This window comes from Anaerosporobacter faecicola (assembly GCF_012070565.1).
Taxonomy (GTDB): domain Bacteria; phylum Bacillota; class Clostridia; order Lachnospirales; family Lachnospiraceae; genus Anaerosporobacter; species Anaerosporobacter faecicola.
Map to the genome: position 1 here is coordinate 144,029 of NZ_JAAQRO010000040.1, position 22,431 is coordinate 166,459.

The window sequence follows — 22,431 nt, forward strand, 5'->3', positions numbered from 1 at the left end:
CTAATCTGAAAGTGTAACAGTAGCATTGGTTGGGCAACTCATAAGGGAAGCAATCAAATGGACAGTATGTTTGGGAGGTAAAGAAAGTGAAGAAGAAATTAATGAGCTATCTGCTCGTGCTTGTTTGTATCGTATGTTTGGTTGGTTGTAATAAGAATGATTCAAAAAATGTAACGAACAATACGAATACGACAGGTGGAGAAAATGCAACAGAAAAACAGAGCAAGGAGAAAACGGGGGAGAAGACAGAGGCTAAGGGAAGATATGTAGAAACGTTATGTGGGATTCCCGAAAGTTGTAACAGTCTCTCCAATCTGACTATTATGGAAGATGGAAGTCTTGCAATACTTGATACAAGTTCTGGAAGTGTATTTGTATCCAAAGATGGTGGAGATAGTTTTACGTCATCGGAAGTGAAGGCAATCAGTAAATTATTAGGAAGAGAAGATATTGAATTCACAAGTGGTACAATGAATAGCAAAGGGGAAATCTTTTTTTCTTATATACTATGGAATGATGTTTCTCCTGATGCGGATACATGTCCAGAGCAATATGTCTATATTGATGCAGAAGGAAATGCAACCAATCCAAAGATCAAGGTAAGTAAATCCAATAGCTGGTTATATCGCGCACAATTTTCTTCCAATGGTAAATTATATGGCTTGACGAATCAATCAGAAATTGTATGTATTGATCCTGTTAAGGAAACAGCAGAGGAATTATTTACAGGTGAAGAATATATTGATATATTTACAGTAAGTGATACATATATCGCAGTTGTAGATAATAAAGTAGGCTATCTCTATGATTTGGAGTCAAAACAATTAAACAAAATGGACGATACATTCAATTCCTTCTTTGCAACTTCAATCAAGGAAGACCATTCTTATCAGATGGCATTTGATCAGAACAATAAGGCTCTTTATATAGCCTGTTCGCTTGGAATCTATCGACATGTGATTGATGGCAACGTCATGGAACAATTGGTATCCGGGGAATTAACGAATCTGGGTAGTCCTGTTAATACGGTCTATGGATTCTTGGCAAAGGATGATGGAAGCTTCTATGTTGGATATTCCAATCAGGAGTTGGATCATTATCAATACGATCCGAATGTGGCTGCAGTACCAGAAAAGCAGATAACCATCTATAGTTTATATAATAACAAAACGATTCAGCAAGCCATTGTGGATTATAGAAAAGCCAATCCAGATGTATTCGTTAAGTTGGAAATTGGAATGACAGGGGAAGACGCTGTTACGAAAAACGATGCCATTCAAAAACTAAATACCAGTGTTTTAGCTGGTGATGGACCAGACCTTCTCGTGTTGGATGGATTACCAATGGACTCATATATAGAAAAAGGGGTTCTATATGATCTATCTGAGGAAATGAAGACAATGGAACAAGGTGGCGATTATCTGACAAATATTACACATGCTTATGAGAGCCCAAATGGAGTATATGGTGTTCCAATGAAATTCGATATTCCACTCTTGCTTGGGGATAAGAAAAAACTGGAAAGTGCCAGTTCACTAACGGAATTTGCTGCTATAATTGAAGAAATGAGAAAGAAGGATACTCAAGCAGCTACAATCTTAGGTTGTTACTTACCACAGGAGATTGTGGATCATCTTGGTTATGGATGTGGTAGCGCTTGGCTTAATGAGGAAGGCAAAATAGAAGAAGATAAGTTGACAGAGTTCCTTACCTGTGGAAAGATGATCTATGATGCGGAGATGGAACATTTAGAAGAAGGTTCAATTGAAGAACACAAAGAACAGATGAAAACTTTAGAAGAGATGAATGATGATAGATTATGGAACCTTGCTAATATTGAATTACAATTGCATTTCCTATTATACGGGGATCAAAAAGTAGCAGCAGGTTACATGAATAACATCAATACCTATCAAAGAATACTAGCATGTTTGAACGTAGATTCCTCCTTAGATTTCCAGAAGATGGATTTGCAATCAGAGAATAACTTCCTTGCAAATGGAATAATGGGAGTGAATGCTGCAACAAAAGATTTAGAAACGACAATGGACTTTTTCCGTACACTATATTCTGAAAAGGTACAACAAGCAGAGGTTAATGATGGTTTCCCGGTTCTTAAGGACGCATTCCTAGGACTTGCAAAAGGAAAAAGTGTAATGGAAGTCTATGTGGGAAGCAGTGATAACAAGGGAAGAGAAATTAGCTATGAATTAAAGAGACCAACCGACGAAGAGATGGAACGGTTATTGGGAATAGCAGAACAACTAACGACACCATGCGTAGTGGATAACACGATACTGGAGACAATCGAAGAATTTGGTGAGAAAGCAATAAAAGGAGATATTACCATAGAGGAAGCAGTAAAGAACATTGTTCAGAAGGTGAACATGTATGTGCAAGAGTAATTCGTGTATAAGTAACGCAAACTTCAACAGAACATGAAAAAACAGTGAATCACTCGATAAATCTTGTGATTCACTGTTTTTTTAGTATCCCAGTTCTTCTCCTACTAGAACAACAATAAGTCGACCAGGTTTGTTGGATTTGCGAGTGATAACGGTATTCGAGCACATACAGTCAGCGGATAAACAATCACTGCATCGACCAAAATCATGACATGGAGTTTGGCGATTTAGACGAATTGCATTGGGTGGTGCTGCCATATTATGTACACGGGCAATTCCGGCTTCCACATCAGGAACAACTTTATTCATGCCGGCAACGATAATGACATGTTCAGGACCTGAGACAAGACAGGCTACACGATTTCCATTGCCATCAACATTAACAAGTTGTCCATCTAAGGTGATCGCATTGGTACTCATAAGAAAATAATCAGCGGTAACTGTTTTAGCATAGAGTGCCTTTTGCTCTTCCGGTGTTTTTGCAGTTGCCCGATCATATAAGGTGTAAGAAGTGTTTTTTAAGTAGTCAAAAAGACCAATTTCTCGAATGGATTCAGAACCACCCCAAGAGATGGATGCATTTTCTGAAAATAAGCTAGACACATAAGCCAAAGCTTCTTCTTTGGTCTCACAGTAATGGCCTTGCATTCCTCTTTTTTGGCATTTCTCAAGGATGGAATTTGCTTGTGTCTTATAGAATTCTTGCTTGTGATTCATGTATAGGAATCCTCCTTTTTGTTCTCATTTCTATAAGTATAGCACAGAACTAGGGAATTTGACAGTCATTCCAAATAAGGTATAATGAAAGAAGAAAAGTGTGTTACGGTTCAAGGCAGTACAGGACAGAATTGCTGCAGTTTATGAAGAAAACGATAACAATGGATATGTGGAAGGCAGGGAACTATGGCGAATATATTGATCGTGGATGATGAAGAAGCTATTAATGAATTGGTAAAATTAAATCTAAAATTGGTGGGACATGTATGTGACCAGGCATACGATGGAAAGGAAGCATTAAAGATGTTAGAAAACAACAGATATGATCTGATTCTTCTTGATGTTATGCTTCCTTCTATATCTGGTTTTGATATGATGAAACAGATTAAAGATACACCAGTAATCTTTATGACAGCAAAGGATCGAATCGAGGATAAGATACAAGGCTTAACTTCGGGTGCAGAGGACTATATTGTAAAACCATTTGAGATATTGGAGTTGATTGCAAGAATCAACATTGTGCTACGACGAAACAAGACAGAAAATGTGGTATTTCAAATTGGGGATATGGTTATGGACCAGGAGAGTAAAGTGGTACGTTACAAAGAGGAGGTTGTGGATCTTACACCACAAGAATACAGCTTATTAGAAGTATTTGTACTAAACAAGAATTTAGCGTTATCTAGAGAAAAATTACTGGAGTTAGCATGGGGTTATGAATATGAAGGGGATACAAGAACGGTTGATGTACATGTACAGAAATTGCGAAAGAAGCTTGGATTAGAAGAGCAGATCAAGACCGTTTATAAGGTTGGATATCGCTTGGAAGTATAGGGGGAGAGGAATGAAGTTTTGGCAGAAAGTGTTCATAAGCGTATTGCTATTATTTGTTGTAACATTCAATGTGGGAATGTTTATCGTGATGCATTATACATATCAGGAACAATTGAATAGTGTAAAACAGAGGGCCAGAGCAGAGGCGTATTTCCTGCGCAATTCTATTAGCAACGATTTTACCAATCTAGAGGCTACCTCTATCTTATCTAAGGATAAGAAACAGAATATCTATCGCTCCTATGCCTCCTATTATGAGAAGCAAAATGTGTATCTGGAGTTATGGAGTGGTACTAGCCGAATCGGAGGATATTTTGATAAAGAGCGGGACAAGAGAGAAGAACTAAATACAGAAGATAATATGCAGAATCTTGTGATTAGGAAAGAAAATGGAACGTCCCTTCTTATATTAGCTTGCAATTTAAAGGAACCTTATGAAAATCATATCTTAGTTACGGCATATCCTTTGACAGAGGTTATGAATAGCAGACGGCAATTGGTTCAGATTATAATCGGCGTGGATGTTGTCCTTACCGTTGTATTAGGTGGGATGCTCTATTTGATTTTACATAAATTAATGAAACCACTCCGTCAGTTAACAGTTGCAACAGAGGAGATTGGTAAGGGAAAATGGGAGAAACGAATCACGATTACAACGAAAGATGAGTTCGGTGATTTGGCAAGAAAATTCAATGGGATGTCGGATAAAATAGAGGAAACCATTGGTCTTTTGCAAGAGGAGAGTGACAAGAAACAACAATTGATTGATAATCTTGCGCATGAAATGCGGACACCATTAACATCAATCTCTGGATATGCGGATTACATACGGATGGCTTCTTTATCTGAGGAGGAGAAGATTCATGCTTTGAATTATATCATTGCAGAATCGAAACGATTGGAAAAGCTAAGTAGAACCCTTTTGATGATTGTGGATATTCGAGAAGGAACTTTGGTAAAAGAAGAGGTTTCAACAAGCCAGCTAAAACAATATATTTGTGATTTGTTTAGCAATATTCTAAATGAGAAAGAAATCGAACTACATGTGGAATGTGATATAGAAAATTTCTTGGGCAGCGAAGCATTGCTACAGATTTTAGTGGGAAATCTGATTGAAAATGCAATTCGAGCATGTGAACAAGGGGGAAGAATCCAGATTACATTTGGCAAGAAGGAACAGGAATATATACAGATTGTGGATAACGGGGTTGGCATGAAGCCAGAAGAACTTAAGAAGATTCAAGAACCATTTTATCGAATCGACAAAGCAAGAAGTAGGAAGAATGGTGGCGTTGGACTGGGCGTTACGTTATGTAACCAAATTGTCAAATTACATGGGGGAGAGCTACAGTACGATTCTGTCTACGGGCAAGGAACCACCGTATGGGTGTATTGGAATTAAAATATAATTTTACAACTCGATAACATCTTTATGATAGTTCTACAAAAAGAGGACGGTATACTTGGGACATAAGTTGATAAAGGAGTGATTATATATGAATAAAAATAACTTAAAAACAATTGGTATTGCCCTTGGTGTGGTCGTTGTAGGAATCGGTGGTCTGGTAATCGGTATGAATCTTGATCGGAATGAGCAAGGAAGAAGAATGGAACAGGTTCCATATGAGATGGTTGAAGAAGAGAATACAAAAGAAGAGGACGCCGTATCTACTACCACGAAGGAGAAAGAAGAGGACACAGCTTTAGCAGAAAAGACAACGGACGCTACGATACAGGAAAATGAGTATGAGGACGAAATTCTCTTTAATGGAAATAAAGTCGATGTTACAACTTCTGGAGATGTAGGGGAAGAGGATTTAGAAATTAATTTGAAAACTGCCGTAATCATAGGGTTAACCCATGTAAGAAGTCAATATGGATCCATGGATCAATGTGCAGTTACAATAAGTAAAGTCACTACCAGTGGTACAGGTTCCTCTAATGTAGCTTGGAATGAAGTGATTGAAGTGGATGAGGCAAAACGTTATGAAATGAAGGTTAATGCACAAACAGGGGAAGTAACAGATGTTGTTGTATATAGCAAAGACGGAGAGAATGCGGAATGGTTATTAGCAGAAGCAGACGCAGATCATGAGCTTCATAAGATTGAAAAAATGGATTTGGAAGCATTTACAGATATCGATGTGGATATTACTTATAATGCAGATGTGGAAGTGATTACGGGAGATTCATATGGCGTGATCATTCAATATTATGGAGACGATTATAAGATCGAATACGAGATTGAGAAAGATACAATGAAGATTCGGGATTCTCTTGCAAGATACAACATTGATAATATGAATCAAGTGTCACGTAACAGTGTAACAATCATTGTACCAAAGAAGAGCACCTTTGATTCAGTTACGTTGCATGCGGTATCAGGAGACATTGCCTTACAGGACGCAACGGTATCAAAATTGGATACCTTAACCTATAGTGGTGATACAACGGTTCAAAATGTTGTACTCAGCGAAGGAAAATGCGAGGCATATTCTGGTGACATTAACGTGAAAAATGTGAATAGCAAGGGAATGACCTTGAAGACATTAAGTGGAGATATTGAAGTAAATGGTAGCTTAACAGGAAAGACCAGTTGTGAAGTGGCCTCTGGAGATATCCAGATTACTTGTAAAGGTAAAGAAAAAGAGTATTCCTATGATTTGAATACCTCCGTAGGAGAAATTGTAGTAGATGAAAAAGAAATTGATTGTGAGATTGCAAATAATTGCTCGTATTCTAAGACGAATAAGACAAAGAATAAAATTCGTGCAACAAGTGCATCAGGAGATATTGAAATAGCATTCGAGTAATCACGTATAAGGAAAGGTTGAATAAAAGGATATCAAATTCCCGAAGTATGGGGATTGGATATGATAAAAGATATAAGACAATAGAGAAGAAATAGATGAGAAGAAATGGAAGAGAAGTAAAAAGAGAAGAAAAAAATAGAGAGGGAGTTTTACATATGAGAGGAAACAAGAAACGGATTATGATTCTAGTGATTGCCATATGCCTTGTAATTGGTGGTGTAACGGGAGGCGTCTTGTACTGGAAGCAAAGTTCGGAAAATGGGGACGGCAATACTAAAAAAGGGTTCCCTTGGAATGGCTGTTATCGGATCATTCGGGAAGATGGTTCCGATCTTCAATTGAGTTTTGATAAGGAGAAGAAGGAAATAAAGGCAAGTTCCATGGCTGGTGGTTATGCCAATGATATTATTAACAGTTGGGTATATGATGGGGAGAAGATCGGCATCAAAATTATTAGAAAATCGTACAATGAGATACTTGAATTAAAAGAAGATACAGACACTACCTTAGCAGGAACTTCCTTATATATGGACGAGGAATCCCCTGTTGTATTCGAGAAATACCGAGACGAGCCAAAGGATGATGAGCAGAATAACCAGGATACGAAACGTAATGTTTTTGAACAGTTAACCATTATCAATCAAAATACAGATTTCGGACCAGATGGTTTAGATTACGAATATACGTATGATATCAATCAAAAGGAAAAATATAAAGATTTTATTCGTAAATACAATCTTGATGCAATCACAGAAGGAAAGAAAGACTTGGAGTTAATGAAAGCATTAATGAATTGGTTATGTGATACCTGTACACATGGTTCAAGCTCTTGTTATGATTCTGATTCCATAGCTGAGATCGTAGAGTATGGGAAAGAAAACCATTTGAATTGTCGATACTTATCCACGGTTTTGTCAGAAGTTATGCGTATGTATGGAATAAAAGCCAAGGTAATCTGGTGTTATCCAAAGGATGATTATTTTGATGATTGTCATGTAGTGGTTCAAGCGTATTCCGAAGAGCGGAAACAGTGGATCATGCTCGACCCAACCTATCGTTTGGTATTACAGAAAAAAGATGGTACCTATATGGATGTCCGACAATTGCGAGAGTGGATTGTGGATAATGGAGATGAGATTACAACGATGACACCAGACAATCCGAATTATCTTATTGCAAATGAAGATGCAGGATATACAGGGGAGAAAGGCAGTACATTCAATTTAGTGGATTATGCTTCTTATATGGCGAAAAATCTTTGTCGTATGGAATGTATCAGTAAGAACACAACAACGGGAAGTAAATGTTTTCAAAATAATTATACAATTGAGTTAATTTCAAACCAGTATAATAAACCTGGAATATCCACTTTTAATCGTTCAGAGCAAGAAAGATATAATGTGCTAGAAAAACATGTATATACAACAGATATTGATCATTTTTTTGAGTTACCAGAGTAAGGAATAATTAAACTAATTTTTTGAGGCATTTGTCAAGCAAAACAGATTAGATTAACCTGTTAGGCATTGACAAATGCCTTCTGTATTCCGTAGGAAAAAAGGTTGCGGAAGTTGTAAAAAAAAGCTATACTATATCTTATGAATTATGTTCTGTCTGAGGCAGAGGAATCATAAGAAAGTTGGAAATATACATGTCTAAAAGTTTATATATCTCTGAAAAACCAAGCGTTGCACAAGAGTTTGCAAAAGCACTAAAGTACAACTTTAAGAAACGTGATGGATATATAGAAGCAGAGGAAGCAATTGTAACTTGGTGCGTTGGTCATCTGGTAACGATGAGCTACCCTGATGTCTATGATGAAAGTCTAAAGAAATGGTCCTTGACGACACTTCCATTTCTACCAAAGGAATTCTTATACGAAGTCATTCCAGATGTAAGTAAACAATTTAATACAGTAAAAGCACTACTGAATCGTGAAGATGTTACCATTATCTATGTCTGTACGGACTCTGGACGTGAGGGAGAGTATATCTATCGATTAGTGGATCAGATGGCGGGAGTCCCTTCTACAAAGGATAAGAGAAGGGTGTGGATTGATTCACAGACGGAGGAGGAAATCCTACGTGGAATCAGAGAAGCAAAGCCAATCTCTGCATATGACAATATTGCAGATTCGGCGTATCTGCGCGCAAAAGAAGATTACCTGATGGGAATAAATTTTTCCCGTGTTCTTACTCTAAAGTATGGGCAGGCAGTAACGAATTATCTCCAGAGCAAATGGACGTCCATATCCGTGGGTCGTGTTATGACGTGTGTTCTTGGTATGGTCGTGAAACGAGAACGTGAGATCCGTGCCTTTGTGAAGACACCATTTTATCGTGTAATCGGCGGAATGAATACCTTTGGAAAAGAATTCGACGGAGAGTGGAAAGCAATTGAAGGGTCGAAGTACTATAACTCCCCTCTTCTATACAAAGAAAATGGTTTTAAAGCAAGGGAAAGTGCAGAAAATCTGATCCAGGAATTATCAACGGATTTTGATAACCAAGGAATCATAGAGAAGATTGAGAAGAAGAAGGAAAATAAGAATGCTCCGTTGCTTTTCAACTTGGCTGAATTACAGAATGAATGTTCCAAATTATTCAAGATCAGTCCAGATGAAACCCTTAAGATTGTACAGGAATTATATGAAAAAAAATTAGTTACTTATCCAAGAACAGATGCCAGAGTACTATCGACGGCAGTGGCAAAGGAGATTCATAAGAATATTGGTGGATTGCGAAATTATGCGCATGTGAAAGAGTTTGCTAGCGAGATTTTAGAGACAGGAAGCTATAAGAATATAGCAAAGACCAGATATGTCAATGATAAACAGATCACAGACCATTATGCAATCATTCCTACGGGGCAAGGCCTTGCTGCTTTGAATGCTGTACCACCGACTGCAAAGAAAGTTTATGAAACCATAGCCAGAAGATTCTTAAGTATCTTCTATCCGGCAGCAGTGTATCAGAAAATCAGCCTAGTAGTGAAAGTGAAAGAGGAGCATTTTTTCTCGAATTTTAAGATTCTCGAACAACCAGGATATCTCAAAGTAACAAATCTATCCTTCCTTACGAAGAAGACACCAGTTCCTGGAGCCACACAGGAAACAACGGATGCCACAGGAAACAAGCCATCTACAGGGGCAGGGGAAGAGAATGGGGATAACCAAGAAGATGTTTTTGATGCAGAATTTATCAATAACATGAAAACCTTGAAAAAAGGAATGGCAATCACCGTTACTGGTTTTAGTGTAAAAGAAGGAGAAACGTCACCACCGAAACGATACAACTCCGGTTCCATGATCTTAGCAATGGAAAATGCAGGACAGTTGATCGAGGACGAAGAATTGCGTTCCCAGATCAAAGGTAGTGGAATTGGAACGAGTGCAACACGAGCGGAAATCTTGAATAAGCTGATTAAGATCACATATCTAAATCTGAATAAGAAAACACAGATCGTTACACCAACACTTTTGGGAGAGATGATCTATGATGTAGTAAATGCATCCATACGTTCCCTATTGAATCCAGAGCTTACCGCAAGCTGGGAAAAGGGGCTAACGTATGTAGCCAATGGAGAAATCACAAGTGAAGAATATATGGTGAAGTTAGAAAGTTTTGTTGCAAGAATGACCAATGGTGTGAAAGGACTGAATAATCAGTTTGCATTACGGCAGTATTTTGATATGGCAGCGAAGAATTATAAATAATTTTGTCGAAGTACGAAACTACGCGAAGTTTGAGTAAAGGTTTGGGTTTCAAAAGCCCTTATATAATTTGAGAACCGTCAATCTGCACAATTTAAGTTTGTCTAATATGTAATACAAGACATAGTTCATTCCGGGCACGCTCTCGCCCCGCTGAAGTTCGTAGTGGTACATAAGGCTCTAAACTACAGAGCCAAAGTACCAACGACTTCATACAGTTGCTCATCAAACTATGTCCCACATTACATGTGATAAGTTAATGTTTGTGCAAATTGACGTAAGAAAGTTTTACTAAGGGCTTTAACACCCGAACCCGAACCAATAGAGTAGTTTGGAACTTCGATTTTAGGAAAGGGAAGGTAAGTAAGATGGAAGAATTAAGAATTGATCATTTATATGATTTAGAACAAACAATAGCAGGAAAAGTATTTGAAGGGTGTGTGTATCCTTGGGAAGTACTTCCGAAGATCAGTGCATTTATCCTAGAACTTGGTGCTACTTTATCGAAGGAGGAGTATGACCAAGTTGGTGAGAATGTCTGGATTGCGAAGTCTGCAAAAGTAGCGAAAACAGCATTTATTAATGGACCTGCGATTATCGGCAAAGAGGCGGAAGTTCGTCATTGTGCATTCATTCGTGGAAATGCCATTGTTGGAGAAGGCGCTGTTGTTGGTAATTCGACAGAACTTAAGAATGTAATCCTATTCAATAAAGTGCAAGTTCCTCACTATAACTATGTCGGAGATTCCATCTTAGGGTATCGTTCCCATATGGGTGCTGGTTCCATTACTTCGAATGTGAAATCCGATAAGACGTTGGTTGAGATTTCTATTCGTGGAGAACGCATGAAGACGAATCTGAAAAAGATGGGTGCGATGTTAGGAGATCACGTGGAAGTTGGTTGCAATAGTGTCCTTAACCCAGGTACAATTATTGGTAGAAACTCCAATATCTATCCATTGTCTATGGTAAGAGGATATGTGGAAGCGGGATCCATCTACAAAAAAGCGGGAGAAATCGTGTCAAAAAGTTAACAAATAAAAGCAAAGTTTATGTCAAAACAAATTAAAATTTAAGAAACTTTATCAAAAACTATGGACGAATTGGTTTTTTTGTGAGAAAATGTTATCAGGTGCGATGTTTTGCGACAGCTGTGCCAAATTACGGCTGTGACTTTTTTATCAAAGTCGAACGAAACATGCGCAATGAACATAGCCATATAGGTATTAGTATTCTAAAATGGATATTGAAAGGAGTTTCAACATGATTTATTCACATGAAGTAGAAAAAATGTGTCCAGTAGCACAAGGCGTTAACCACGGTGCTGCTCCAATCCCAGAAGAAGCAAAATGGGTAAAAGCAAAAGAAATCTCTGATATTTCTGGTTTAACTCACGGTATCGGTTGGTGTGCACCACAACAAGGTACTTGTAAATTAACTCTTAACGTTAAAGAAGGTATCATCCAAGAAGCATTAGTAGAAACAATCGGATGTTCCGGTATGACTCATTCAGCAGCTATGGCTTCTGAAATCTTACCAGGAAGAACGATTCTTGAAGCATTAAACACAGACTTAGTTTGTGATGCAATTAATACAGCAATGAGAGAATTATTCTTACAAATCGTTTACGGAAGAACTCAAAGTGCGTTCTCTGAAGACGGACTTCCAATTGGAGCAGGTCTTGAAGATTTAGGAAAAGGCTTACGTTCCATGGTTGGTACAATGTACGGAACTCTTGCAAAAGGACCTCGTTACCTTGAAATGACAGAAGGATACGTAACTGGAATCGCTTTAGATGACGAAGACCAAATCATTGGTTACCAATTCATCAACTTCGGTAAGATGATGGACTTCATCAAAGCTGGAGATGACGCTAACACAGCATTTGAAAAAGCTAAAGGTCAATACGGTAGAGTAGCTGATGCTGTTAAGATTATCGATCCAAGAAACGAATAATAGAGGAGGTAACTAGAAATGGCTTTATTTGAATCATATGAAAGAAGAATAGATAAAATCAATGCAGTACTTAATTCATACGGTATTGCATCAATCGAAGAAGCAGAAAAGATTACTAAAGATGCTGGTCTTGATGTATACAACCAAATCAAAGGTATTCAACCAATCTGTTTCGAAAACGCTTGTTGGGCTTACACAGTAGGTGCTGCAATCGCTATTAAAAAAGGATGTAAAAGAGCTGCTGATGCTGCTGCAGCAATCGGTGAAGGTCTTCAAGCATTCTGTATTCCTGGATCAGTTGCTGATCAACGTAAAGTTGGTTTAGGACATGGTAACTTAGGAAAGATGCTTCTTGAAGAAGAAACAGAATGTTTCGCATTCTTAGCTGGTCACGAATCATTTGCAGCTGCTGAAGGTGCAATTGGTATCGCAGAAAAAGCGAACAAAGTTCGTAAAAAACCTTTAAGAGTTATCTTAAACGGTCTTGGAAAAGATGCTGCTCAAATCATCGCAAGAATCAATGGATTCACTTACATTGAAACTGAGATGGATTACTACAAAGGCGAAGTGAAAGAAGTTTTCAGAAAAGCTTACTCAACTGGTCTTAGAGCAAAAGTTAACTGCTACGGTGCTAACGATGTAACAGAAGGTGTTGCAATCATGCACAAAGAAGGCGTTGACGTATCTATCACAGGTAACTCAACTAACCCAACTAGATTCCAACATCCAGTTGCTGGTACTTACAAAAAAGAATGTATCGAACAAGGTAAGAAATACTTCTCAGTAGCATCAGGCGGTGGTACTGGTAGAACTCTTCACCCAGATAACATGGCTGCTGGTCCAGCTTCTTATGGTATGACTGATACTATGGGACGTATGCACTCAGATGCTCAATTCGCTGGTTCTTCTTCCGTTCCTGCTCACGTTGAGATGATGGGTCTGATCGGTGCTGGTAACAACCCAATGGTTGGTATGACAGTTGCTGTTGCTGTTTCTATCCAGGAAGCTGCTGAGAACGGTAAGTTCTAAGGATTTTATCGAATTTGATATAAAATAATTTATCATAAAAAAAGTTAAAAAATAATGGTTTGTCACCCTTTTGTCACCCTAATTATTAAGTGGGTGACAAGTAATAGGTGACAAACCATTTTTAAAATATATTTTCTATAATATCTAAGGACTGTACTTGCATTTTTTCTGTAAGTTCAGCATAGATCTCTAGGGTTACTTTAATATCTTTATGACCTAATCGAAATTGCACATCTTTAGGGTTTGCTCCAGCTTCGACTAACTTTGTAACATGAGTGTGTCGCAAGGAGTGATAATCAAAATCTTTAATGTTAAGATCATAATGAATAACACGACTACAGTGTTGCATTACTCTCGGTTGTATATATGTTCCATCGTCACGTCTGTTAACAAGTTCTATTTCATTACATGTATCATCAACTTTATTTGTAATAAGTTCTCTATTAGAGTTTTCATAATAATGAGTATAATGTTCTTCGTATAGATCCTTGGCCTTGAGTTGTCGTGCTTTCGTTTTTCTCAATAATTCAAGTAAAGTTTTATCAACTTTAATCTTACGATAAGAATCATACTTTGGAGGGGTGAACTCCCAAACTTTATTATTATTTTGAACTTGTTTATTAATATCTATAGTTGCATTATCAAAATCAACATCGTCCCAGGTTATAGCAAAAGCTTCACCTAAACGCATACCACATCTATAAGCTAATTGTAAAGGAATATGGCAGGTATGGCCTTCGGGAAAACGATTGAAGATAATATCTAATTCCTCTTTGGTAATTGCTCTACGTGACTTTGTTCTAGTAGCAGTATTTGGAGTAGCACGTTTAAGAGGTAATTTAACGTAAAGCATAGGATTAGCTTGTATAAATCGTAAAGGTTCAACAGCGTAACCTATACTACCAGATAAGATACCTTTTAATGCTGACAGTGTATTTCTGCTGAAACCCTCGTTAAATTTAGTGTTAATAAACTCTTGTAATGTAGCAGAGGTTAACGCTCTTAGTTTGTATTTACCCAATGCAGGTTTTATGTAAAGTCGAATTTTTTTTACATAACCCTCATATGTGGTAGATTTAAGATTAACTTTGCAATAATTTTCTAACCAATAGTCGAGATAATCACTATATGACAATTCACTTGGTACAAAATGTAACCCTGAGTTATTATATTCATTTAGTGCTTTCACACCTGCTTCGAGTGCTGACTTCTTAGTATCGAATCCACCTTTGCTAATACGCTTACGTTTGCCATCTACTTTAGCACCTTCGAAATAGTACTCCCACTTAGAACCACGTTTACGACAATTAATGTCAGCCATATAAGTCACTTCCTTAATATTTTATTTGACGAAAATATACCAAAGATGATACAATGACCTTGCAGTGGACGTATCAGCAATGATATGTTAAGAGCCTTGGTGTATTCCAGGGCTTTTATTCGTTAAGACAATATATAACATAATAGATAATGATAAGTCAAGAAATAAACAGGTAAGATTAAAGAAGCTTCATAACATGGCGTCCCTTTTTGTGTTGTGAAGTTGATTTTCATAAGAAAAGTATATACTCCACAAAAGTGTAATCTATAATTCACTTTTGTGGTATTGTATACTTTACATTTGTGTAGTAAAATAAAGAAGAAAGAATGCTAGGAGGTATGTGGTTGAATACTTTGAAAAGAATTAAGGAACTGCTTGATGAGAGAAAGTGGTCAATGTATAAATTAGCTAAATTATCAGGTATATCGCAGTCTACACTTTCAAATTTGTTTATTCGAAATAATGATCCTAGTATTAGTACCCTAGAAGATATCTGTAAAGCATTTGGGATAACACTTTCGCAATTTTTTGCAAATGAAGGTGAATTGGTATATCTCACAAAAGAACAATCAGAAATTTTAGAAAAGTGGTCTACGCTATCACCTGACCAGAAAAGTGCACTAATGAAACTATTGAATTGAGAGGAGCGTAAAAATGCCAGTATATACAAAATGCCAAGTATTCACGCCCCCTGATAATGTGAAAAAACTTTTAGATGTTGTAGGATATGAACGAAACTTATTTGGAAGAAAAGTAGCAGAAAACTCTTGTGGCGACGGTAATATCTTAATTGAAATAGTCAAAAGATATATTTCTGATTGTTTTCGACAAGAATTTAACATTGAGACGATTAAAGTTGGATTACAAGAAGATATTTGGGCCGCTGAAATTGATAAATCTCATATTGAGAATTGTAAAATACGACTAGATGCAGTAGTGGAGCATTATGGAATAAGGGATGTTTCATGGAACATCCTTGAGGGTGATGTTTTAAAGGAGAATATCATTGATAGATTTGATTTTGTGATTGGGAACCCACCTTATATCACCTACAAAGAGCTTGATGAAGATGAAAGAAGATTTGTCCGAGATAAATATGAAACATGTAAAGTAGGCAAGTTTGATTATTGCTATGCTTTTATTGAAGCAAGTATACGTTCTTTAACTGATAACGGAAAATTTGCATATTTGATTCCTAGCAACATATTCAAAAATAGATTTGCACAAAACCTCAGAGATTTTATATTACCTTGTTTGACAGATGTTTATGATTATACAAATCAGAAATTATTTACAGGAAAACTAACAGCTTCAGCTATAATCGTCTGTGATCGAAATACCAATAATACATTTATTAATTACCATAATGTGAGTAATCATACGCGAATACAAGTTGATAAAGATAAAATGAAAGCAAAATGGGTATTTTCTAATGTTGAGAATACTGAAAATGAAAATACAGTAAGATTTGGAGATTGTTTTCATGCAGCTAGTAGTATTGCTACCCTATTAAATAAAGTATTTATAATAGATAATTACATTGAAAACGGTGATTATTTATCTGTCGGTGAATATAAAATAGAAAAAGCATTGCTGAGAGATGCAGTAAGTCCAAGAGCGTTTAATTACGAAAAGAGCGAAAAGGTGATATTCCCGTATTATTACTCCGAAGAGGGCTTGCAAAGATATACTGTTGAACAATTTGAATCCCAATATCCTCAAGCCGTTATATATCTTAAACAATATCAAGATAAACTAGAGAAAAGAAAAAGTGATGTAGGTATTAGTTGGTTTGAATATGGGCGTTCACAAGCGTTAGCACATTTAAATCAGCCAAAACTCTTAATTTCTACTTTAATAACAGGAAGTGCTAAAGTATATGCTATCGATAGAGATACAATACCAACCTCAGGAATTTACATTGTTCCTAAGGATAACAAACAAAAGTATTCTCTCGAAAAGGCGAAAGACATTTTAAATAGTGAATTGTTTCTTCAGTATGTTAAAACTATTGGTGTAATTTCAAATGGGAATTCCTATAGAATATCACCTAAAGATATTAATGATTTTTGTTTTCCTAGAAATATGTTACTATAATTAGTAAAAAGGAGAAAGTCATATGGCTAAGATACCATTTAATGTAGACGCTTATACAGCAAAACTTATTGGACGAGAGAATGTTTCAAAGCTAGACGGAGCTATTTTGGAGTTAGTGAAAAATACATATGATGCAGATGCTTCTATTTGTATTCTGTATTTTGAAAAAACTACAAATACTTTATACATCGCGGACAATGGTACAGGAATGACTGAAAATGTGATTTTAAAACATTGGATGACAATAGGTAGCTCTTCAAAAAAAATAAATTTTAAAACTCAAAAAGGCCGTATCCAAACGGGTGCGAAAGGGATAGGTCGATTTGCTTTAGATCGAATAGCTGATAATTGCAGTCTTCTGACAATTTCAAAAGAAGAACATTTATTGTGGAATGTAGACTGGAATGTATTTGAATTTGGCCAAAAAATAACGGATGTAACAGCTGAACTTGATAAAAGTAAACTGTCTTTTACTGAATTTTTAGAAGATGTACAAAATAATGAGGTCATAGAGTTAATTAGAAAATCTTTTTTAAAGACGGGATCTGTGTTTCGATTGACAAATTTAAGAGATAATTGGGATAAAACAACCATAGATAGTATTCGTTCAAATCTTAAAACATTGATTCCACCCGAATTTAAGGAAGTTTTCAATATATATTTTTTTGAAAGTGATACATCCATTGGAGAAGCAGCTTTGTTACAAGATGGTGATGATTTTTCTTATGATTATAGAATTAAATTTTCTGTTTGCTGTGATGGTAATGTTAAAATAACTATTAATCGAGATGAATTTGATTTTGGTAATAATTTTGATAAAATAACTACAGAAGCTGGATTTGATTCAAAGGAAAAAGCATATTTTAGAGGAACGCCTATAGTTATTGATACAACATTTACTGATGTTCTGCGAAGTAAGGTACCTATTGATAATTCTATAGGTGACTTTGAAGGAACATTATACTATGCAAAACTAACAGCTTCAAAAGTCGATAGAGAGAAGTATTATTATAAAGACATTACTGGGAGACCAGATATTCGAGATTCCTTTGGAGGAATAAGAATTTATAGAGATGGATTTAGAGTTAGACCATACGGTGATCCTAAATCATCCGCTGTTGATTGGCTTATGTTAGCAGTAAGAAAAAATAAATCTCCTGCGGCAATATCTCACCCGACTGGTTCATGGCGTGTAAATGCAGATCAAATGCACGGAAGCATCTATATATCTCGAACTAATATTACATTACCAGATCAAGCAAATAGGCAGGGAATTGTAGAAACGGAAGAATTTCAATTATTGCAAGATTTTTTGAAGAATGTTATAAGATTATTTGAGCGTGATAGGCAGTTCGTTTGTAGAACACTTGATGCGTATTATGAATTTTTACATCCGACAGCAGTAATTGAAAAAGAACTTGACGATAAGATAAAGCAAGAAGCTGAAAAGAAGAAAGTAGCAAAGCGTGATAATTCAAATTATTTGCCCGAGTATATGGAGGTAAATAAAGTATCTGCGTTAGTTGAAAAAAAAGATTCTACGATTAAACAACTTGAAACGGAGCTTCAGATGTTGAGAGTGTTAGCAACAACAGGAATCGTCACTAATACCTATATTCACGAGATTAAAGAAATTACACATAAGCTTGGTATGAAAATTACAATGGCAAAGGAAGCTCTTCAGTATGATAAAAATCCTGATGCTGCTTATGAATATGTGCTAGAAGCTAACGAAATACGCCACTTTTTTACTTCATGGTTTAAAGTTACTGTTGATTCGGTAAGAAGAGATAAGAGGACCATGAGAAAAACAGATGTAGGTGAGCTTATAGCAAAATTAGTATCCGATTGGCAATTAGCTTTGTCTCCTAAAAAAATAGTTATAAATTGTGAAGTGGATAATATTGTATTCAAATGTTTTCCGTATGAGATTGAAAGCATCTTAAACAACCTGATTGCTAATAGTGCATCATCTTTCGATGCTACAAGAGTGGGAGATAAAATTATTGATGTTCGCATAGGATCAATAGATGATGGAATAATAATAAAGTATTCTGATAGTGGTATTGGATTAACTGGTGAATATAAAGACAATCCGCGTTTGATTTTAGAACCCTTTGAAAGTGATAAATGCTCAGCAAATGGTGAAATAATTGGAACAGGTATGGGAATGTGGATAATCAATAGAATAGTTAATGAGTATAATGGTTCGATTGATTTGTCTGAAAATTCTAAGAATACATCAGGATTTTATGTTACACTGATTCTTAATGCTAAGTAATAGGAGGTGACGATGGTGTATAAATTAGGCTTTATTGACGATGATGATAGTTTGATAAATGACTACAAAACACGATTGAAACGAAAGGAAATTGAATTGGTTTTTGTAGAAAATTGTACGACTAAAAAAGATGTTTTAAAATGGATTTTGAAGAATGAAATTAAGTGCATGTTGGTTGATTATAAGCTAACAGCTGCATATGATTTTAATGGTACAGAACTAGTTGCATTTCTTAATAGTGAGTTGCCTGATTTACCTTGTATAATATTAACTAATTATTGTGATCAAGGGATTGGAGAAAATCTAGTAATTAAAAATCTGTTTATTGAACGGGAAAAGTTGGATTCAGATTTTGAATCTTCGACATTTGAAGAATTGGTTGCTTGTTTTAAACAAGCTGTTGATGTATTCAACAACCGATTAAAAAATAATATTAGTGAGTATGAAGAACTAAAATTAAAAAAGGATAACGGTGAGATTTCTGCTCATGAAGAAGAACGTTTACTTGAAGTATTTAGAATTTTGAGGGCATATAACGAGGTTGATGATATACCAGCAGAGTTGTTAACAACAAATGCCGCTAAAAAAATGTCTGATATTCTACAGTCATTGGATAAACTATTGGATAATACAAAGTAGGTGTGTTATGAGAGTACATGGAGATGTAAAGATTGCAAGGCGCAAGGATATAGTTAATAAAGAGTATTACGGAGATTTCCTTAAAGAATTGAGAGAGGATTTCGACTGTATATGTGGCTACTGTGGTAAACCTGAAAAAGTTACAAGAAATGCATTTGAGATAGATCATTTTATACCTAAATCGTTAGCACCTGAATTGGAAAATGATTATAATAATTTAGTGTATTCTTGTTTTACTTGCAATAGAAAAAAGTCAAACAAATGGCCAACTAAAGATATATCAAAATGTAATGACGGAAACGTTGGCTTTATAGACCCGACTAGTGATGAATTTGACTTACACTTGAATCGTATTGAAGATGGTACGATTATTGGGCTCTCACCAGTGGGAGAATATATGTGTAATAATGTATTTAAATTTAAGCTACGACCTATTAAAGAAATATGGATTTGTTCGGAAATAATGGAACGTCAGGAACAATTGGAAAAGAGAATTTCGAAAATGACATCAGAAGAAAGTAGCGAGTACATACAAATTAATATGAAACTTAAAGAACTTACACAAGTATTATTTTCTAAGAAAGAATGATTTATGAAAAGGCTAGAACACAACTATGATATGATTCCTCTTAAGTAGATTTGGTTATTTACCTTGTCTACTTAAGAGGAATCATATCAGTAAGTGCCCTAGCCTTTTTATTATTCAGTCATAGAGTCGATAAATAATAAATAAGAATCATAATCAGTTAATTTAGATATTTCACCAATCTGTGTATCATTTGGTTTTATACTATCATCAGAATCAATACAATAACAGTAATCGTAACCTATAGGTTTGTTATCTTTAAAGAAAAGTACTGTACATTCAACGAATTTAGCAATATTATCGGAATTATTTGTAATTGATACAATAAGTTTCTTTTCTGTTTCATTAATGGAACTTGATAATTTAGATACTATTGGTTTGTAATATGACTTAACTGGAGTGATTTCATAGTCATAATGATCATACTTTTCTTCATTTGAAATAGTAATTAACATAGGAATATCTTTTTCGACAATATCACATTTACTTTTTTTACTACCTATAGGATTATTGTCGGAGTCATAAAAAATCATATCAATATCGAAAGCACCAGCATAATCAGAAGCACTTGTTATTATTAAAGAAACATAATACTTATATTTTGAATCCCATGTATATTCTTGTATATCCAAATTATCAAGTATTGTATTATCATCAAATGAAGAACTTTCTGTAGAAGAAGTGACTTCACTTGATGGTTTGGTGGTTGAGTTGGTAGAAGAAGTTGCTTCGTTTACTGAGTCATCTCCAATAAATTCTCCATTACAGAATTCGCCTTGATATATAATAGTATCATTTTCGTAATATGTACCTATACCATGCATGTAATCATTAGAATATTCACCAATATGTTTATTACCGTTTGACCAAGTCGTAGTACCTTGGCCTTGAAAGTGACCATTTAACCAATTACCTTCATAAGTCCATGAATCACCTGATTCATTTGAAGAAGTAAAAGTACCTTGACCATTTGGTGAACCATTAAGTAATGTACCAGTATATGTACCAGAACGATCACCAAAACAAAAATTAATGGTAAGTTCTTTATCTGTAACCGAAATAGAATCAGATGTATTCGGATTGGAATTGGAACATGCACCTAAAAAGAGAATGCATAGTGAAAGAGTAAAAAAAAGAGATTTTTTAATGAAATTCATGAATTCCCTCCTAAAATATGTTATAACAATATTTTACACATTGCACTATAAAATAGCAAGAATTATTAGTATTAAATGATATAAAAAATTATAGGGTATTAGGGGCAATTATCCCTAACAAGATTGCAGCTGATACGTACAAATTGCGTATCTTGTAAAGAGAAGATAAAAGTAAGAAAGCCAAAGATATGCGAATAAAGTAAATAGAAGTGATAGCATAATTGATTAATAAAAGATAGTAAATAGGAATGTAGTTTATAGTTGCTTTTGGTATGCTCTAAGAGCAGCTTTTTTATTAAAAAGTAGACTATAGACAATTTTATAGATGAAATTGATATCGTATAATAAGTAAGAAATAAATATGCAAGGGTTCCTATCAGAAATAGTTTTTATACGGTACTTTTGCAAAAATTGATATTACAAGTGGAAATTAAAAAAATGCTATAAGGGGGAGAATTGCAAATTTTTAAGAGAAAAGAGAATGAAGGGGGAAAATAGATATGAAATAGTACTTGATATTTTTTACAAATCAAACTATAATAAAAACAGAACAAATGTTCGTTTGCTAAACAGTATGTAACTATTTGACTATATAAAGCAAGTGGGAGCTGAATTATACATATGAGCAATGAGGAATACTTTAAAGAGATTATTAAGATGTTAAAAGATATAACAGATATCAATACACTAAAGAGGATATACACGGTAATAAAAAGAATAGCGAAATAGAAAAAGACGAGCAGGAAATAAATTAAACTGATATGATTCCCCTTAAGTAGACAAGGTAAATAACCAAATCTACTTAGGGGGAAATTTTTATGTCCAAATATACGACAGAAATAAGGCTAGCAGCATGCAAAGAATATTTTGATGGAAAGTTATCA

The 22,431-nt window shown here is 35.3% G+C and carries 17 protein-coding genes; 14 read left to right on the plus strand and 3 right to left on the minus strand.

Going from position 1 to position 22,431, the window contains the following annotated elements:
• Window positions 1-86: 86 nt before the first annotated feature.
• Window positions 87-2,405 (plus strand): ABC transporter substrate-binding protein, encoded by a 2,319-nt coding sequence (locus tag HBB17_RS17015; protein ID WP_167958688.1) that lies wholly within the window; start codon window positions 87-89, stop codon window positions 2,403-2,405.
• Window positions 2,406-2,486: 81 nt separating this feature from the next.
• Here the strand turns inward: HBB17_RS17015 and HBB17_RS17020 are convergent, their stop codons facing one another.
• A complete protein-coding gene (locus tag HBB17_RS17020; protein WP_167958689.1) occupies window positions 2,487-3,122 on the minus strand; it encodes a lactate utilization protein in 636 nt (211 codons plus the stop codon).
• A gap of 186 nt (window positions 3,123-3,308) precedes the next feature.
• Between HBB17_RS17020 and HBB17_RS17025 the strand changes: the two genes are divergently transcribed.
• From HBB17_RS17025 to HBB17_RS17060, 8 genes are all read left to right on the plus strand, one after another.
• Window positions 3,309-3,956: a response regulator transcription factor gene (locus HBB17_RS17025; protein ID WP_167958690.1), complete on the plus strand. Its 648-nt coding sequence runs from the start codon at window positions 3,309-3,311 to the stop codon at window positions 3,954-3,956.
• A gap of 10 nt (window positions 3,957-3,966) precedes the next feature.
• A complete protein-coding gene (locus HBB17_RS17030) occupies window positions 3,967-5,358 on the plus strand; it encodes a sensor histidine kinase (protein ID WP_167958691.1) in 1,392 nt (463 codons plus the stop codon).
• A gap of 94 nt (window positions 5,359-5,452) precedes the next feature.
• Window positions 5,453-6,769 carry a DUF4097 family beta strand repeat-containing protein gene (locus HBB17_RS17035; RefSeq protein WP_167958692.1) on the plus strand — a complete coding sequence of 439 codons (1,317 nt, stop codon included), beginning with the start codon at window positions 5,453-5,455 and terminating at the stop codon, window positions 6,767-6,769.
• Window positions 6,770-6,864: 95 nt separating this feature from the next.
• Window positions 6,865-8,229, plus strand: coding sequence for a transglutaminase-like domain-containing protein (locus HBB17_RS17040; RefSeq protein WP_167958693.1), 1,365 nt, complete (start codon window positions 6,865-6,867; stop codon window positions 8,227-8,229).
• A 191-nt stretch (window positions 8,230-8,420) separates the two neighbouring features.
• Entirely contained in the window at window positions 8,421-10,484 is a 2,064-nt protein-coding gene (locus HBB17_RS17045) for a DNA topoisomerase (RefSeq protein WP_167958694.1), read from the plus strand.
• Between the two features lie 365 nt (window positions 10,485-10,849).
• The gene (locus tag HBB17_RS17050; RefSeq protein ID WP_167958695.1) at window positions 10,850-11,515 is read left to right on the plus strand and encodes an acyltransferase; all 666 of its coding nucleotides are present in this window, start codon (window positions 10,850-10,852) and stop codon (window positions 11,513-11,515) included.
• A gap of 229 nt (window positions 11,516-11,744) precedes the next feature.
• Window positions 11,745-12,437, plus strand: a complete 693-nt coding sequence (locus HBB17_RS17055) for an iron-sulfur cluster assembly scaffold protein (protein WP_167958696.1) — start codon at window positions 11,745-11,747, stop codon at window positions 12,435-12,437.
• An 18-nt stretch (window positions 12,438-12,455) separates the two neighbouring features.
• Window positions 12,456-13,466 (plus strand): GGGtGRT protein, encoded by a 1,011-nt coding sequence (locus HBB17_RS17060; protein ID WP_167958697.1) that lies wholly within the window; start codon window positions 12,456-12,458, stop codon window positions 13,464-13,466.
• Window positions 13,467-13,587: 121 nt separating this feature from the next.
• Here HBB17_RS17060 and HBB17_RS17065 read toward each other — a convergent pair whose 3' ends face one another.
• The gene (locus HBB17_RS17065) at window positions 13,588-14,787 is read right to left on the minus strand and encodes a site-specific integrase (RefSeq protein WP_167958698.1); all 1,200 of its coding nucleotides are present in this window, start codon (window positions 14,785-14,787) and stop codon (window positions 13,588-13,590) included.
• A gap of 344 nt (window positions 14,788-15,131) precedes the next feature.
• Between HBB17_RS17065 and HBB17_RS17070 the strand changes: the two genes are divergently transcribed.
• From HBB17_RS17070 to HBB17_RS17090, 5 genes are read left to right on the plus strand one after another with little or no spacing between them, the layout of a single operon-like run.
• A complete protein-coding gene (locus HBB17_RS17070) occupies window positions 15,132-15,428 on the plus strand; it encodes a helix-turn-helix domain-containing protein (protein WP_207717370.1) in 297 nt (98 codons plus the stop codon).
• Between the two features lie 13 nt (window positions 15,429-15,441).
• Window positions 15,442-16,884, plus strand: coding sequence for an Eco57I restriction-modification methylase domain-containing protein (locus HBB17_RS17075; protein ID WP_167958700.1), 1,443 nt, complete (start codon window positions 15,442-15,444; stop codon window positions 16,882-16,884).
• Between the two features lie 22 nt (window positions 16,885-16,906).
• Window positions 16,907-19,165, plus strand: a complete 2,259-nt coding sequence (locus HBB17_RS17080) for a sensor histidine kinase (protein WP_167958701.1) — start codon at window positions 16,907-16,909, stop codon at window positions 19,163-19,165.
• A 12-nt stretch (window positions 19,166-19,177) separates the two neighbouring features.
• Window positions 19,178-19,804: a chemotaxis protein gene (locus HBB17_RS17085; RefSeq protein WP_167958702.1), complete on the plus strand. Its 627-nt coding sequence runs from the start codon at window positions 19,178-19,180 to the stop codon at window positions 19,802-19,804.
• Window positions 19,805-19,811: 7 nt separating this feature from the next.
• Window positions 19,812-20,393, plus strand: coding sequence for an HNH endonuclease (locus tag HBB17_RS17090; RefSeq protein WP_167958703.1), 582 nt, complete (start codon window positions 19,812-19,814; stop codon window positions 20,391-20,393).
• A 110-nt stretch (window positions 20,394-20,503) separates the two neighbouring features.
• On the opposite strand, the gene HBB17_RS17095 is transcribed toward HBB17_RS17090, so the two are convergent.
• Window positions 20,504-21,547: an MORN repeat-containing protein gene (locus tag HBB17_RS17095; RefSeq protein WP_167958704.1), complete on the minus strand. Its 1,044-nt coding sequence runs from the start codon at window positions 21,545-21,547 to the stop codon at window positions 20,504-20,506.
• Window positions 21,548-22,431 lie beyond the last annotated feature (884 nt).

Coding starts and splice junctions, on each gene's coding strand:
- HBB17_RS17085 (WP_167958702.1), top strand. CDS start 19,178: ATGGTGTATAAATTAGGCTTTATTGACGATGATGATAGTTTGATAAAT.
- HBB17_RS17045 (WP_167958694.1), top strand. CDS start 8,421: ATGTCTAAAAGTTTATATATCTCTGAAAAACCAAGCGTTGCACAAGAG.
- HBB17_RS17075 (WP_167958700.1), top strand. CDS start 15,442: ATGCCAGTATATACAAAATGCCAAGTATTCACGCCCCCTGATAATGTG.
- HBB17_RS17065 (WP_167958698.1), bottom strand. CDS start 14,787: ATGGCTGACATTAATTGTCGTAAACGTGGTTCTAAGTGGGAGTACTAT.
- HBB17_RS17060 (WP_167958697.1), top strand. CDS start 12,456: ATGGCTTTATTTGAATCATATGAAAGAAGAATAGATAAAATCAATGCA.
- HBB17_RS17025 (WP_167958690.1), top strand. CDS start 3,309: ATGGCGAATATATTGATCGTGGATGATGAAGAAGCTATTAATGAATTG.
- HBB17_RS17080 (WP_167958701.1), top strand. CDS start 16,907: ATGGCTAAGATACCATTTAATGTAGACGCTTATACAGCAAAACTTATT.
- HBB17_RS17055 (WP_167958696.1), top strand. CDS start 11,745: ATGATTTATTCACATGAAGTAGAAAAAATGTGTCCAGTAGCACAAGGC.
- HBB17_RS17020 (WP_167958689.1), bottom strand. CDS start 3,122: ATGAATCACAAGCAAGAATTCTATAAGACACAAGCAAATTCCATCCTT.
- HBB17_RS17040 (WP_167958693.1), top strand. CDS start 6,865: ATGAGAAGAAATGGAAGAGAAGTAAAAAGAGAAGAAAAAAATAGAGAG.
- HBB17_RS17090 (WP_167958703.1), top strand. CDS start 19,812: ATGAGAGTACATGGAGATGTAAAGATTGCAAGGCGCAAGGATATAGTT.
- HBB17_RS17095 (WP_167958704.1), bottom strand. CDS start 21,547: ATGAATTTCATTAAAAAATCTCTTTTTTTTACTCTTTCACTATGCATT.
- HBB17_RS17035 (WP_167958692.1), top strand. CDS start 5,453: ATGAATAAAAATAACTTAAAAACAATTGGTATTGCCCTTGGTGTGGTC.
- HBB17_RS17050 (WP_167958695.1), top strand. CDS start 10,850: ATGGAAGAATTAAGAATTGATCATTTATATGATTTAGAACAAACAATA.
- HBB17_RS17030 (WP_167958691.1), top strand. CDS start 3,967: ATGAAGTTTTGGCAGAAAGTGTTCATAAGCGTATTGCTATTATTTGTT.